This is a genomic window from Williamsia sp. Y844 (assembly GCF_056786475.1).
In genome coordinates, this window is sequence record NZ_JBXCJB010000003.1 from 892,434 (window position 1) to 907,795 (window position 15,362).

Below are 15,362 nucleotides of genomic sequence, written 5' to 3' on the forward strand. Positions count from 1 at the left end.
GAGTTCAGCGCAGTTCTTGGATCCGCACCATGTTGCCCGACGGATCACGCAAAGCGCAGTCGCGGACTCCGTATGGCTGTTCGGTCGGCTCTTGAACGATCTCGGTGCCGCCTGCCTGCACCTTTTCGAAGGTGGCATCGAGATCCTTGGTCGCCAGCAACAGACTTGCGTACGTGCCCTTGGCCATCATCTCTTCGATGGTCCGGCGTTCTTCGTCGGTGGTTCCGGGGTCGGCACCCGGCGGGGACAGAACGATGTTCACGTCGGGCTGGCCGACCGGGCCAACCGTGAGCCAGCGCAGCCCGTTGTAGCCCACGTCGTTGCGTACTTCGAAGCCGAGCGTGTCGCGGTAGAAGCCCAGCGCGGCCTCAGCATCGTTGTGCGGAAGGAAACTTGAATGAATTGTGATGTCCATGGGTTTCACGCTAGCTGTGGGTCGGCGGTGCGCGCTTCTCGATTCCTGACCGGTCTGGTCACCTGCTTCTCCACACATGACGGAATCCCGGCGGACCCGTCGGCCGACTCACGGCGATAAACACTCGGCGGCACTCCGACCAACTCCGTGAAGCGGGTGCTGAATGTGCCGAGCGATGAACAGCCGACCTCGAAGCACACTTCGGTGACACTCATATCACCGCGACGGAGCAACGCCATCGAACGCTCGATGCGCCGAGTCATCAGATAGGAGTAAGGCGACTCACCGTAAGCACGCTTGAACTCACGACTCAGGTGGCCGGCGGAGATGTTCACACCCCGCGCGAGTTCTTCCACGTTCAATGGCTGCGCATGTTCGCGGTCGATGCGGTCGCGCACACGGCGCAACAGTGCAAGATCTGTCAGCTTCTGCGTATGCGTGGGGGCGCTGGTCACGGGTCCAATCGTGCCACGCGCTCACTTCTGGGTCGAGGGCAAAGCCCTACTCATGCGGCGGTTCACCGGTGACGACGTGATCGGCATGGTTCATGCCCTCAGCGACCAAACGGGCCAGATGACCATCGCGGATCCGGTAGATGACCCGCCTGCCGTCCTTACGGGTGTCGACCAAACCGGTCAATCGCAGCTTCGCCAGATGCTGGCTGACAGCTGTCCGCGATGCTGCAGAAGACTCGATGAGAGCGGAGACGTCAGCCTCGCCGTGGGTCAGCAGCCACAAGATATGTAGACGAGTTGGATCGGAAAGCATGCGAAAGGTGCTCGACGCGGCGTCCAGATGGGCCTGATCAGGTGCGACCGGATGCGCCAGGCTTGACGGCGCATCCTGCACTGCTGGTGACTTCTTTGCCATCGCAGTCATCGCCCTTTTCACGTCGCGCCACTCCGGGCATCCTGTTTGTCCCCTACCGGTCTGTGCGCCGGATGTACCGGACGTGCCGGCCAGATCAGCGCCGCGCCAGTGGTGGCAAGTGTAGCCATCAGGGCCAACACGATCGCGGCCGCCGACTGACTCACCTGCGATCCAACCCAGCCCGCGATCAGGTAGGTCAGCAAAAAGCACGCGTGGGACAACGAGAACTGGGCTGCGAATACCTGAGCCCAGTTCTGCTGCGTGGACCCATCCCGAATCAATCGCGCCGCCGGCGTGTTGACCAGCGAGGTTCCGACACCCAACACCACCCACACCGTGCCGAGCACCGTCCATCCCACCGCGGGTGGCGGTGATGAGTACAGCATCACCACGGTCACAGCCAGGCCAACCGGCAAAATGGCTGCGCCACAGATCATCACGCGGCGCACCCCGAGCACGTGCAGCAGAAGTGGCACACCGATGGCCGCTGCCATCGAACCGATCCCGAAGCAGGCCAACGCCAAGGCCACGCCCGCGCTGGAGCCGCCGAGCATTCCGCGCACGTAGACAACGGTGTTCACGAGAACAATCGCCGACGCGCAGGCAACCACCATGTTGAGCGCAAGCAGGGAGCGTAAGACCGGATCTGCCATCATGATTCGAGATCCGAGGGTAACCCTGCGCGTCAACGGTCCCGACCGATCCGCCGGCTGCACACACGGCAGAACGGCGGTGGCCACCAATATTGCGGACAGCACGAACCCGAGTGCGGTACCGACAAACAGTGAGTTGTAGGTGATCAACGTCAACAATCCCGCCGCGATCACCGGACTCGCCAACGATTCCAGGTCGTACGCCAACCGCGACAATGACAACGCCCGCGTGTAGTCGTCCTCCTTGGGAAGCACCGACGGAATGATCGACTGAAATGCCGGGGTGAACGTCGCCGACGCCGCCTGCAACACAAAGATGAGTCCATAGATCTGCCAGGCCTGATCCACAAACGGCAGCAGCACCGCGATCATCGCGCGCACGCCATCCGCAGAAACCAACACGACTTTGCGGGGAACCTTCTCGACCACCGCCGACATCACCGGCGCCACAACAACATACGCAACCATCTTGATCGCCAACGCCGTACCCAACACCGCGCCCGCATCGCTACCTGCAATGTCGAACGCGAGCAAACCAAGTGCGACCGTCAGTAACCCCGTGCCCACCAACGCGACAAGCTGCGCAGCGAACAGCCTGCGGAACGTTCGCACAGCCAGAACTTCAAGCACGATCCCCCATCCCACCTGGGCTCGTCGTGTCTAATACGTGCATACTTGCGCAACTATACAACCTATCGGGGGTCGACGACAGTGGGTCTGACACGCGCAAAGCAGTCTCGGCTGATCAGGGCAGTCTCGGCTGAGCCGGCAAGCTTCATCTGTCCGAAATCTCCCGTTCGCTGCCCGGGTGCCTGGAGTTCGGTCATGCGCTTCCTACCCAAGACAACCTTTAGCGATGCGTCAGAAAACTCCGGTGATGAACCGCCGAACCCTGCTCCGCGCGTCCGCCATCGGCGCCCTTCTTGTTCCCGCCGGAGGCGCACTTGCCGCCTGCGGAAACTCAGGTTCGTCGGCGGCGCCGCTGTCGACCGGATTGGTGGTCGCGCGTCCACGCCTGACCCACGGCATCGCCTCTGGCGATCCACGCACTGACGGCGCACTGATCTGGGCACGGTCAGACGCTCAATCGACGATGATCGTCGAGACGTCGGCGACCGAGTCCTTCGCCAACACACAACGATTCACCGGACCTGTGCTGTCCCCGACCTCCGACGGCACCGGCCGGATTCGGTTGACCGGCCTCGAGCCAGGGCAAACCGTGCACTACCGCGTCACTTTGGAGGGCGAGGACGGCGCGAAATCCGAGGCCGCGACCGGCGTATTCCGCACCGTCCCCCAGAAGTCGGCACCAGTTCATTTCCTCTGGTCTGGCGACGTTGTCGGACAGGGCTGGGGCATCAACGAAAGCCTCGGCGGTATGACGATTTTCGGCGCGATGGCCGATCTGGAACCGGACTTCTTCATCCACTCCGGTGATGCGATCTACGCAGACGGGCCGGTGCCCGGCACTCAGCAGCAGAGTGATGGCGGAACCTATGTCAACGTCACATCGGAGGCGAAATCGCATGTGGCACAGACACTCGACGACTTCCGCGGTAACTACGCCTACAACATGACCGACAGCAACTACCGCCGTTTCGCCGCGCACGTGCCACAGGTGGTGCAGTGGGACGATCACGAAGTGGTGAACAACTGGTTCCCCGGCGAATCATTGGCCGGACAAGACCGCAAGGGATACACCGAAAACGATGTGGACAAGCTGGCCGGTTTCGCCGCACAGGCCTGGCAGGAGTGGCAGCCGGTGCTGCCAAGCGAGGCAGTCGACGGGCGGTTGTACCGAAAGATCTCGTACGGTCCCGAGTTGGACGTCTTTGTGCTGGACATGCGCAGCTACAAGGACCCGAATCCCAATGCCTGGAGTACCAACAGCCCAGAAGGTGTGTTGGGCGCGAAGCAGACCCAGTGGCTCATCGACGGGCTGAAGACGTCGAAAGCGAGGTGGAAGGTCGTCGCCAACGACCTGCCCATCTCCATTGTGGTGCCCGATAAGGCAACCGACCCCGGCAACGGACCAAAATCGATGGAGGCGGTGGCCCAGGGCGATCCAGGTGCACCGTTGGGTCGCGAGATCGCGTTCGCGAAGATCTTGTCGGAGACCAAGAACGTCCCGAATATCGTGTACCTGACTGCCGACGTGCACTACACCGCGGCAATTTCCTACGATCCGAGTCGCGCCGGATACTCCGATTTCGCCCCCTTCTGGGAATTCGTGTCCGGCCCACTCAACGCCGGCGCGTTTCCCGAAAGTCCATTGGACGGCACATTCGGTGCCCAGTACGAGTTCGTACACGCCCCCAAAGAATCAAACATCTCTCCTGCGGAGGGCTTTCAGCATTTCGGCGAGGTGACCATCGACCCAGAGAACCGGACATTCACGGTGAATCTGCGTGATAAGCAGGGCGCCAGCCTGTTCTCCAAGGTACTCACCGCGTCGTAACCCCAGTACACAGCACAGTCGACCGCACGGATATCGCGCCGGCAATGTCTGCCCGATCGGGCAATGTGAGAGCGTCGCACTGAGGCATACTCATGAGCTGAAGTACGTCGCCCCGATCGGCGAAACAACAACGAATACAACTGGCTGATTGCCACAAAACCCGGACAGCTGAAAACTGCAAGGGGACGTCTGATGTCGCGACTTCGAGTTGGCGTTATGGACATGATCGTGGCCTCAAGATCGCGGGCCGAATTACTGACGCGAGCAAGCTACGTCGGGGCCGCTGCGAGCGGTGCTGATTCGTTCTGGGTCCCCGATCACCTCAATGGACTGTTCCCCCGGTCGTTATGGGTGCCGGCGTACGTCGGCGCGGCAAAAATCGTCCCCAAGCCCGACGCGTTCATGGAACCGTGGACTGCGCTCGGATACCTCGCCGCGAGGAATCGAATTGGCCGCCTGAACTTGGGAGTTGGAGTAACTGATGCCGGACGTCGCAATCCGGCTGTCACCGCACAGGCGGCCGCCACGTTGCATCATTTGACCCGCGGCCGCACGATACTCGGCATCGGGACAGGCGAACGCGAAGGTAACGAGCCCTATGGCGTGGAGTGGTCGAAACCTGTCGCACGGTTCGAGGAAGCGCTCGCGACCATTCGGGCACTCTGGGACTCCAAGGGCGAACTCGTCAACAGGGACTCGCCGTTCTTCCCGCTCCACGATGCGCTGTTCGAACTGTCTCCCTACCGGGGAAGATGGCCTGACGTGTGGATCGCAGCACACGGTCCACGAATGCTCAGAGCAGTTGGACGCTACGCCGATGCATGGTTCCCCAGTTTGTTCACACGGCCCAAGGACTATGCGGAGCACCTCGATGTCGTTCGCGCCGCCGCTTCTGATGCCGGTCGTGACCCGATGGGAATCACGCCGGCCTTGTGGATGCCCGTAGTCACCGGCCGAAATCGATCGTCCATCGATGGCGCACTGGACTCGACTGCATTGAAGGCACTCGCTCTGTACGCACCGAGCGAGGTCTTTGCGCGCCACGGTGTGCAACATCCACTAGGAGCCGATTTCACCGGCCCACAGGATCACCTGCCGTTCACGCTGGACAAGCAAACAGCACTGTCCCATGCGGCACGGGTCCCGGCATCACTCATTCGGGAGATCTTTTTGACCGGAACGCCGAGTGAGATTGCCGAACAAGTCGCGCAGTTGCGCGACTGCGGAATGCAGTACATCGTCGTGATCAATATCAGCCTCTTGCAGCCGAGCCTGCGCAAAACCGCCGAGTCGAACTTGCCTTTCCTGAAGGTTGTGCGCACCCTGAAGAAGCTCTGACAAGCACAAAAGCAGGTCGGTTGCCCGATCCCTGCCTCTTCCAAGATATAGCGCAACCGGGGGCTTGCCGCAAGACCCCGGTGGTGCTGCAGAATCTCTCGTCGTAGCCAGAACACACTGTGCTCAGGACTTGTGAAGTCGTGAAATATGGCTCTGCTGATGGGAATTCGATGATTGATGTGATCGTTGCCGGCGGTGGCCCGACCGGCTTGATGTTGGCGGCCGAACTGCGATTACACGGCGTGCACACCGTGGTCCTGGAGAAAGACACTGAGCCGACGAAGATCGTCCGCGCGCTCGGTCTGCACGCGCGCAGCATCGAGGTGCTGGATCAGCGCGGTGTGCTGGAACAGTTTCTCGAAGCGGGCAAAAAGTACCCGGTCGGCGGATTCTTCGCGGGCATTGCCAAGCCACCGCCCAACCATCTGAACACCGCGCATGGCTATGTTCTCGGAATCCCGCAACCTGTCACCGACCGACTACTGGCGCAGCGCGCCATCGGACTCGGGGCCGAGATCCTGCGCGGCCGTGAACTGGTCGGACTGGACCAGGACGACCACGGAGTGAGCGTCGAATTGGCCGACGGGACAACACTGCGCTCGCGTTACGTCGTCGGCTGCGACGGCGGCCGAAGCGCGGTGCGCAAACTCCTTGACGTGGCATTTCCCGGCGAAAACTCCAGCATCGACACACTGTTGGGTGAGGTTGAGCTGACGGCGGATCCAGAGACTCTCGTCGCTGTGATGACCGAAATCCGTAAAACTCAGCTGCGGTTCGGCGTCGGACCGCTGGGTGACGGTCTGTACCGGGTCGTCGTACCCGCGGCGGCGGTGGCCGAGAACCGCACCACTCCAACCACACTGGACGAACTCAGACAACAGCTGCGGGCGACTGCAGGCACCGACTTCGGTGTGCATTCTCCGCGATGGTTATCCCGATTCAGTGACGCCACCCGGCAGGCCGACCGGTATCGGGTCGGCAGGGTGTTTCTGGCGGGCGACGCAGCGCACATCCACCCGCCGGTCGGCGGGCAGGGACTGAACCTCGGTATCCAAGATTCCTTCAACCTCGGTTGGAAGTTGTCCGCCGAGATCAACGGCTGGGCACCACAAGACCTGTTGGACACCTACGAATCCGAACGACATCCCGTGGGCGCGGCCGTGTTGAAGAACACCAGGGCCCAGATGGCGCTGATGGCAACCGATCCCGGCGCGACCGCGCTGCGGGAACTGTTCTCATCGCTGATGGACTTCGACGATGCGAACACGTTCGTCACCGAGATCATCACTGCCATCGGGATCCGCTACGACTTCGGCGATGGCCATGAGCTCGTCGGCCGGCGTTTGCGCGACCTGGAGCTGAAAAACGGTCGCCTCTACGGGCTGATGCATGACGGTCGCGGGCTACTCCTCGACCAGACCGGCCGACTGTCGGCAGCGGGTTGGGCCGATCGGGTCGACCACGTCGTCGACACAAGCGAAGAGTTGGACGTGCCCGCGGCATTGCTGCGCCCGGACGGTCATGTGGCCTGGATCGGCGACGACCAGCAAGAACTCCTCGATCAGCTGCCCCGATGGTTTGGCGCTGCCGCCACCTAGCTTTTGACGGCGGCTTCAGAGATCGGCTTCAACGTCACAATCACCATCGTCATCGTGATCAGCACCCATCCGATACCGCCATCTGTTCCGAACGGTCAGTGCACCAAGTTTTTGCCGAACTGACGCCCGGACACGGAGAACGAGATATGCAGTCGATGAAGCACCAGACGACCATCACGCCGACCATCGATGAGCTCGTCCGCGACCGGCACCGTGAGATCACGGCACTCGCGAACGAGGCCCTGAGCACTCACGTGTTCGATCACTCCAACTTCTTACGCGGTCTGAGTGCAGAAGTCGCGCCGCTGACCACCGCGATCACGGACACGCTGGCCCGGGGTAAGCGGATCCGGGCACAGTTCTGTATGTGGGGTGCATACGGTGCGACCGGCGGCGATCAGGTCACGGGGATTCCGGAGATGGCCGCGGCAATCGAACTGTTCCATCTCGCGGCACTGATCCACGATGACCTGATGGACAACAGCGACACCCGTCGCGGACTCCCGACCATGCATCGACAGTTCACCGACGACCACGCCCGACAGCATCGTCTGGGTGACAGCGACAATCACGGTTCGGCCGTCGCAATCCTCGTCGGCGACATGTGCCTGTCGTGGTCCGACGATCTGGCCGTGATGGCCACCGATTCCCTGGACGTCCATTCGCGTCGCGCGGTCCGGGCCATGTGGTCGCAGATGCGTGACGAGGCCTACGCAGGCCAGTACCTGGACATGCTCAGTCAGACCGAAGCGGACATCTCCCGATCTCGCACCGACCTCATCCTTCGGTTGAAGAGCGCCAAATACACAATCAGCCATCCGCTCCGCCTCGGCGGCTCCCTGGCCGGAGCGGACGAGCTTCTCCTGCATCTCTACGACCAGATCGGACTGACAGCGGGCAAAGCGTTTCAGCTTCGCGACGATCTGCTGGGTGTCTTCGGCGATCCCGAGGTCACCGGCAAACCGGCGATCGACGACATCCGCGAGGGCAAGCGCACGCTACTGATGGCCGTGGCCGAATCGCGAGGTAACTGGTCGCAAAGGGAGCTACTCCACGATTGTCTGGGCAACCCGAACGTCGACGACGACGATCTCGAAGCGATCCGGTCCGTGCTCGTCGCAACCGGAGCTGACTCTGCAATCGAGCAGAAGATCACCGAGCTGACCGACGACGCGATGCGCATCGTGGAGTCGCTGCCGGTCGATGATCTGACCCGGACAGCATTGACCGGTCTGGTCGAGCGGTGTGTGTGGCGCCAATCCTGATGGTCGAGTCGATATGGTCGAAGGAAGGACCTCACACTCGACAACACCCGCGGAGAAACTTGCTGCAGAAGAGCTTCGATGCGACGCAATGACATTGCGCAGCGATTGGTGACGATCGGCACCGCGCTGGCAGCGGCATCACTGGCGTTGACCGTCGACAACGCGATCCGGATCCGGCGACCGGTACCCACCGACTCTGCGGATGCCGAACCCTTGACCGTCCTCATCCCCATGAGAGACGAAGTGGCGGTGGCCGAGCGTTGCGTGACCGGCGTCCTGGCCGCAGTCGACCAGTGGCCCGGAAAGGCGCGGGTCATCGTGCTTGACGACGGATCCACCGACGGCACCGGTACCGTCCTCGCGGCGCTTGCGCGGCGCGATGCCCGGCTCGAGATCGTCGACGGGGCGCCCCTTCCGCCCGGGTGGCTGGGCAAACCATGGGCCTGCCACCAGCTCTCCGAATTGGCCCAACCCCAATCGGCACCCCCCGGTGGCGTTCTTGTGTTCGTGGATGCGGACGTCGTGCTCGAACCGTCCGCTTTCACGTCCTCGGTCGCGTTGTTGCGGCGAACCGGGCTCGATCTGCTGAGCCCCTATCCCCGGCAGATTGCCGTCGGGGTCGGCGAGCGACTGGTGCAACCACTGCTGCAATGGTCTTGGATGAGCACCCTCCCCCTCGGTATCGCCGAACGATCGCCCCGTCCGTCCATGTCGGCTGCGAATGGGCAGCTGATCGTTGTCGACACCGACGCCTACCGACGCGCAGGCGGACACGCCGCCGTGCGCGACGAAATACTCGAGGACATCGCACTCTTGCGGGCGGTGAAGCGGGCCGGCGGTCGCGGAGTCGCGGCGGACGGCAGCCAGATCGCGACCTGTCGAATGTACGAGGGGTGGCGCGCTGTGCGCGCGGGATATGGCAAGTCGTTGTGGAACGCGTTCGGTTCGGCACCGGGCTCACTTGCGGTCATGGCGTTGCTCGTGCTGATGTATGTGGTCCCGTTTCTGGGCGCACTGACCGGATCACGCACTGGCGCAGTCGGATACGTCGCCGGTGTTACCTCACGGGTGGTCGCCGCGCGTACCACCGGTGGACGAGCTTGGCCGGACGCGTTGGCCCATCCGGCCTCGGTCCTCACGTTTGCCGCCCTCACAGCGGATTCCGCGGTCGCGCGCCGGAGGGGGCTCCTACAGTGGAAAGGTCGATCGATCGAGGTGAAGAGATGAGCCGGGTCATCGTTGTCGGTGCCGGAGTCGGCGGTCTGGCTGCCGCATTGCGGTTACAGGCCGGCGGACATGACGTCACCGTGCTCGAGCAGGCTGCCGACATCGGCGGCAAGCTCGGGGTCATCGAACACGACGGTTTTCGTTTCGACACCGGTCCGTCCTTGGTGACGATGCCGCATGTGCTCGAAGAATTGTTCACCTCCACCGGCGCATCAGTGCACGATGCGCTGTCGCTGCAACGACTTTCGACGGCCGCTCGATACCGGTTCCCCGATGGCACAGAGCTGGACATGCCGGGCTCGCTCGAGGAGATCCCGGCCGCCATGGATGCGATGCTGGGCCCTGGCCGTGGGGCGCAGTGGTCGGCGTTGCTCAAGCGGTCGGAGGCTATCTGGGACGTCACGCATGAACCATTCCTGGAGTCTCCCTTGGAGATCCGGCGGCTACTCGGCGGGTTCCGGGCATGGTCTGACCTCGCCACCATCGCACCGTGGCGTTCTCTGCGCGGACTCGGTCGCCGCTACGTGCAGGACCCACGTCTTGTGCAGTTGCTCGACCGGTACGCCACCTACACCGGATCCGATCCCCGGCGCGCGCCCGCTGCCCTCGCCTCGGTTCCGTGGTCGGAGCAGGCGTGGGGGTCGTGGTACATCGCAGGCGGCCTTGGCGTGATCGCCACCGCGATCCGCGATCGGTTCATTGCTCTCGGCGGGACCATCGAATGCAATACCGAGGTCACCCGCCTCACCACGGATTCGAGCGGACATATCACCGGAGTACAGCTCGCGGATGAGACCGTCCGGAGCTCGGATCTTGTGGTCGCGAACGCCGATGCCACACAGGTGTATGAACGTCTCATCCCCTCGCGCACCACCCGCCGGGTGGCAGCGCGCCTGCGCAGCGCCACGCCGTCGTTGTCGGGGTTTGCGATCCTGCTCGCGCTCGACGATCCACCCGAGGTGGCCCACCACACGGTGCTGTTCGCCGAGGACTACGACGCCGAGTTCGATGCGGTCTTCGGGTTCAAGGGACCCCCGCGGCCAGTGGATCGTCCGACGGTGTACATCTCGGCACCCGACGACCCCGCCATCGTTCCCGGTCCCGGATCGGGTGCATGGTTTGTGCTGGTGAACGCGGCCCGCCAGGATCCCGAGCACGGAATGGATTGGGATGCACCGGGAGTCGTCGACGCGCACGCCGATCACGTGATGCAGGTGATGGCCGACCGCGGCCTCGATGTGCGATCGCGCGTACGCCACCGGATCGTGGTGTCACCCGCCGATCTGGAGCGGCGCACACTGACTCCGGGCGGTTCGATCTACGGGTCGTCGTCGAACGGGGCACGCGCGGCATTCCTTCGGCCGCCGAACACCTCACCGGTACCCGGCCTCTATCTGGTGGGCGGCTCGGCTCATCCCGGAGGCGGACTCCCGCTGGTCATGATGTCGGCGCGAATCGTCTCAGACCTCATCGGTCCGGCCGATCGGCCGCCGGGCCGGTGAATCCCGATGCCCTCGTGGAAGGCGGGGATTCACCGGGCGAGGTTCAGCTGGACGGCCCGACCGACCGGTCGCCCCGCAGTCGCTTGCGGATGAGTTCGGCGCTGATCAGGCACATCGGCAAGCCGATCCCCGGACGCGTACTCGAACCCGCGTAATACAGACCCTCAACCTTGCGCGATCGGTTGGTTGCGCGCAGGAATGCGCTCTGGCGCAACGTATGTGCCGGTCCGAGCGCACTGCCCGACCACGAGTTGACGTCGTCGACGAAGTCGGCCGGTCCAACGGTGCGGCGCACCACGATCCGCTCGGCAAGATCAGGGATCCCCGCCCATTGCGCCACCGTCGCGATCGCCTGGTCGACGACCTTTTCGATGTCGGGATCACCGTTACCGTCGATACCGCCGTGCCCAAGACCCGGGTCCGGGGGCGACGGCACCAGGATGAAAACGTTCTCGTGGTCGGTCGGCGCCACCGAGTCGTCCGTCGCGGACGGCCGACACACGTACAGGGACGCAGGATCCGGCATATGGGTCGGCTGCTCGAAAATCGCGTCGAAGTTCGTCGTCCAGTCATCGGTGAAAAACAGCGAATGATGTGCCAGCTCAGGCAAATCGCCACGCACACCGAGATAGGCCAGCACCGCTCCGGGCCCCGATGTCGCCTTGTCCCACCATCGTTGGGGGAATGTCTGCAGGTTGGTCGGCAGGAGTTTGGTCTCGACGTGGTGCAGATCCGCGGCACCGACCACGATGTCTGCTGCGATTTCTCGTTCACCACCGTGGCGATCCTGCACCCGGACCCCGACAACCTCATGTCGGCGACGTCCCGGGCGCGCTCGGCCTTTTCGCGGCCGCGTAAGGATCGCGGTCGCCGACGTACCGGTGTGCACCCGCACCCCGTGCTCGGTGGCGAGCCCGGACAGCGCATCGACGAACGTTGTGAAGCCGCCATCGGGATAGCGGACACCATCGGCCAGATCGAGCCAGCTCATCAGGTGATAGATCGCCGGCGTGCGCTCGGGTGATGATCCGAGAAACACCGCGGGATAGCCGAGCACCTGCTGCAACCGACGATCGGAAAACCGTTGCGAGACAAACGACTCGAGAGACTTGGTGAGCAGCACCGCCAGCGTCGGAAGGTTTCGCAGTACCTCGCGACTGAGGAAAGCGCGCGGAGAGTCGAAACTGGTGTACAGGAAGCGCTTCACGGCGATGTCGTATGCGTTGCGGGCGGAGTCGAGGTAACGGCTCAGTGCTACGCCTGCGCCCGGTTCGATGGTTTCGAACATCGAGAGATTGCTCGATTCGTCGCCCTCGACGTCGATCTGTTCGTCGAAGCCCTCGAAGAACACTCGATACCCGGGGTCGAGACGCACCAGCTTGACCTGCTCTGAGGTCGAGGTGCCCAGCAGTTCGAAGAAGTGGTCGAACACCTCCGGCATCAGCCACCAGGAGGGGCCGGTGTCGAAGCGGAAACCCTCGTGCGCCCATGACCCGGCACGGCCGCCGAGTTCATCGTTCTTTTCGACCAGGTCGACGTCGTGTCCGTCTCGCGCGAGCAGGGCGGCAGTCGCCAACCCGGCAACACCACCGCCGATGATGACTACCTTTTTCGGTGTGGCGGTCACGAAAGACTGCTCTCTTTCTCGAAAATGACAGGTCGACCGCGGTGAAGCGCGGCCGAGGCAGCGATGCGCATCTTCTCCGGCGTGGGCACGCGCACTCTGCGGCGCCGCACCTCGGCCGGTGACGTCGCCCGCAGGCGGCGGGTCAATTCAGCGAACAGATCGTGGGCGGTGCACACCGCCACACGGCAGCCGCGCGGTAGCCAGGGAATGACCTCTGCGGCCGCAGACAGATCCAGTTCGACGTCGTCGATCCAGTTGTGCCAGATTTCCTCGTCGAGTTCGTCAGGCTGGAGTCCGACGAGGTAACGCCGTCCGAGCCCGTCGGTGTCGTCGCCGAAATCTCGCAAGAAATTGATCTTCTGGAAGGCCGCGCCAAGTCTCCTGGCACCGGGAGCGAGCTCGTCGTAGAGCGGCGCCGGGTTCGGTTCACCGGCGACGAAGGCCCGCAGGCACATCAAGCCGACCACCTCTGCCGAGCCGTAGATGTAAGTCGCGAGGCTCGCGAAATCGTGGTCCACGTGCTGGAGATCCGAGCGCATCGCCGCGAAGAAGGGGGCGATCAACTCTTGTCCGATGCCGACCCGCCGGGCACTGCGCGCGAACGCGTGGACAACAAGATTGGTGCTCGACCCGGTCTCCAACGTCGCGTACGTTTCCTGCTCGAGCTTGTCGAGTTCGATCAGCCGATCAACGCTGCCCTGACCCGGCCGCGGCGCGTCCACGACCTCGTCGGCCACCCGTACCAGCGCATAGATGTTGCACACATCCTGTCGGACCTGCCCGCCGAGCAACCGCGTCGCGAGCCCGAAAGACGACGAGTACCGGCGAATCACCAGCGCGGCACTGGCGTCAGCGGCTGCGTCATACCGCAGATAGGGCTGCAACGCGTCTACGTTTCGCCTCCGTGTTTGCACCATCAGACCTGTCCTTGCCCTCGGATCGCTTGCTCTCGTACTCACCTACTGCCCTCTATTCGGGCCGGCGGGCAATCCGGATGGGCTTTCGGCCACGCGACCGTACGGGTCCGGTCCCGGCAATGAGCGGACCTGTTCGACGAACCACGGGCTCACCGCCCAAGGGGTGCGTTCGGCGAGCGTCCAGACGTCGGAGATGGCGGACCAGGCGTACTCCGCGACCTCGTCGGGGTCCGGGCGAAGCTCTCCCACCGGACTCGCGACGAAGACCGGGCATATCTCGTTCTCCACCACACCACTGGCGTCGACCGCCCGGTAGCGGAAGTCCGGCAGCACGCACCGCAACCCCTCGACGTCGATACCCAACTCGCGCTGCGCATATCGATGGATTGCGTCCTCGACCGACTCACCGGGTCGCGGATGTCCGCAGAATGAGTTCGTCCACACACCCGGCCAGGTGCGCTTGCTCAACGCGCGTCGGGTCATCAGGAGATGACCTTCGTCCACCAGATGGCAGGAAAAGGCAAAATGCAACGGCGTATCCGTGGTGTGCACGGTCGTCCGGTCGGCGGTCCCACACGGTTGTCCGTCGGCGTCGGCCAGGACGACCAGGTCGTCGGTCATGCATACCTCGTTCACTCGGGTACCTGAAGTTTCTCACCCCATATTCGGAACCGACAATGCCGTGGATGTCTCACGTGAGGACCAGCCCGAATGGCGGTGGTCAGGCGTTCCGCGACCTGCCGACCGCACACCAGGCAGTGGCCTCCAAATCAAAAGGCGCATCCGGCAGGGCAGCGGCGCATCGCTCGCGCAAAGCGTCTCGCCGCTCCGGCGAAAGTCCGGCGACGTAGATACCCGCGGGCCCGATCCCGTAGGTGTTGGGTTCCCACCATTCGTCGAAACTGTCGTATGTCACACGGACAGTGAGTTCACTGGGCTCGATATCGCGGATTCCGGCGCTACTGAACAGTGACGCCAATTGGTCCTGCCGGACGCCGGCGAGGTCGGACTCATCTTGAGCATCCGGGTCCAGTTCGCGAACCATCCTCCACAACAGCGAGATCGGGCCTCGCTCATTCGGGCCTAAGTCCCAGACGCAGGCTCCGACCGTCCCGCCCGGCCGTGTCACGCGGGCCATCTCGGTGAGTCCGAGTGCGGGATCGGTCATGAAATGCACGACCAACTGCGCGAGCGTCACGTCGAATGAGTTCGCCTCGAACGGTAGGTCCTCTGCTACCGCCTGGCGAACATCGATCCCGGGAAATCTGGCGTGGGTGGCGTCGACGAAGGACGACGACGGATCGACGGCGCACACGTGACCGACCCCGAGTCGCGACACCAGATGCGCGGTGAGTGCTCCCGGACCACACCCGACATCGAGTGCGCGCTGCTCTCCCCCGACCCCGGCGGCATCAGCGAATACGGCGCCCAGAGGTTCGGAGTAGCGACCCATGAACCGGGCGTAAGCATCCGGCGGAACCTCGAACGACAT

General features: G+C 63.4%; 14 protein-coding genes. 6 read left to right on the forward strand and 8 right to left on the reverse strand.

The genetic code is table 11. The features are described from left to right. Positions 1-4: 4 nt before the first annotated feature. From AC1TQG_RS20940 to AC1TQG_RS20955, 4 genes are read right to left on the reverse strand one after another with little or no spacing between them, the layout of a single operon-like run. Entirely contained in the window at positions 5-415 is a 411-nt protein-coding gene (locus tag AC1TQG_RS20940) for a VOC family protein (protein ID WP_482139785.1), read from the reverse strand. A 5-nt stretch (positions 416-420) separates the two neighbouring features. Beyond that, on the reverse strand, positions 421-870 hold the full coding sequence (locus AC1TQG_RS20945; protein WP_482139787.1) for a helix-turn-helix transcriptional regulator: 450 nt from the start codon (positions 868-870) through the stop codon (positions 421-423). Positions 871-916: 46 nt separating this feature from the next. Then, complete coding sequence (locus tag AC1TQG_RS20950) at positions 917-1,294, reverse strand: ArsR/SmtB family transcription factor (RefSeq protein WP_482139789.1); 378 nt, start codon at positions 1,292-1,294, stop codon at positions 917-919. A gap of 8 nt (positions 1,295-1,302) precedes the next feature. Further along, on the reverse strand, positions 1,303-2,568 hold the full coding sequence (locus AC1TQG_RS20955) for an MFS transporter (protein ID WP_482139790.1): 1,266 nt from the start codon (positions 2,566-2,568) through the stop codon (positions 1,303-1,305). Positions 2,569-2,794: 226 nt separating this feature from the next. Between AC1TQG_RS20955 and AC1TQG_RS20960 the strand changes: the two genes are divergently transcribed. From AC1TQG_RS20960 to AC1TQG_RS20985, 6 genes are all read left to right on the forward strand, one after another. Then, positions 2,795-4,396: an alkaline phosphatase D family protein gene (locus AC1TQG_RS20960; protein ID WP_482139792.1), complete on the forward strand. Its 1,602-nt coding sequence runs from the start codon at positions 2,795-2,797 to the stop codon at positions 4,394-4,396. A gap of 192 nt (positions 4,397-4,588) precedes the next feature. Then, entirely contained in the window at positions 4,589-5,734 is a 1,146-nt protein-coding gene (locus tag AC1TQG_RS20965; protein WP_482139794.1) for an LLM class flavin-dependent oxidoreductase, read from the forward strand. A gap of 170 nt (positions 5,735-5,904) precedes the next feature. Then, a complete protein-coding gene (gene rox, locus AC1TQG_RS20970; RefSeq protein ID WP_482139796.1) occupies positions 5,905-7,332 on the forward strand; it encodes a rifampin monooxygenase in 1,428 nt (475 codons plus the stop codon). A gap of 146 nt (positions 7,333-7,478) precedes the next feature. Next, positions 7,479-8,597 (forward strand): polyprenyl synthetase family protein, encoded by a 1,119-nt coding sequence (locus tag AC1TQG_RS20975; protein WP_482139797.1) that lies wholly within the window; start codon positions 7,479-7,481, stop codon positions 8,595-8,597. A gap of 78 nt (positions 8,598-8,675) precedes the next feature. Beyond that, positions 8,676-9,824, forward strand: a complete 1,149-nt coding sequence (locus AC1TQG_RS20980; protein ID WP_482139799.1) for a glycosyltransferase family 2 protein — start codon at positions 8,676-8,678, stop codon at positions 9,822-9,824. Beyond that, a complete protein-coding gene (locus AC1TQG_RS20985; RefSeq protein ID WP_482139801.1) occupies positions 9,821-11,326 on the forward strand; it encodes a phytoene desaturase family protein in 1,506 nt (501 codons plus the stop codon). The genes AC1TQG_RS20980 and AC1TQG_RS20985 overlap by 4 nt, the downstream gene beginning before the upstream one ends. 43 nt (positions 11,327-11,369) lie before the next feature. Here AC1TQG_RS20985 and crtI read toward each other — a convergent pair whose 3' ends face one another. The 4 genes from crtI to AC1TQG_RS21005 form a co-directional block, all read right to left on the reverse strand. After that, a complete protein-coding gene (gene crtI, locus AC1TQG_RS20990) occupies positions 11,370-12,953 on the reverse strand; it encodes a phytoene desaturase family protein (protein WP_482139803.1) in 1,584 nt (527 codons plus the stop codon). Further along, on the reverse strand, positions 12,950-13,870 hold the full coding sequence (locus tag AC1TQG_RS20995; RefSeq protein WP_482139804.1) for a phytoene/squalene synthase family protein: 921 nt from the start codon (positions 13,868-13,870) through the stop codon (positions 12,950-12,952). Before AC1TQG_RS20995 ends, crtI begins: the two co-directional genes overlap by 4 nt. A gap of 42 nt (positions 13,871-13,912) precedes the next feature. After that, on the reverse strand, positions 13,913-14,491 hold the full coding sequence (gene idi / locus AC1TQG_RS21000) for an isopentenyl-diphosphate Delta-isomerase (RefSeq protein ID WP_482139806.1): 579 nt from the start codon (positions 14,489-14,491) through the stop codon (positions 13,913-13,915). Between the two features lie 100 nt (positions 14,492-14,591). Then, positions 14,592-15,362: a class I SAM-dependent methyltransferase gene (locus AC1TQG_RS21005; protein ID WP_482139808.1), complete on the reverse strand. Its 771-nt coding sequence runs from the start codon at positions 15,360-15,362 to the stop codon at positions 14,592-14,594.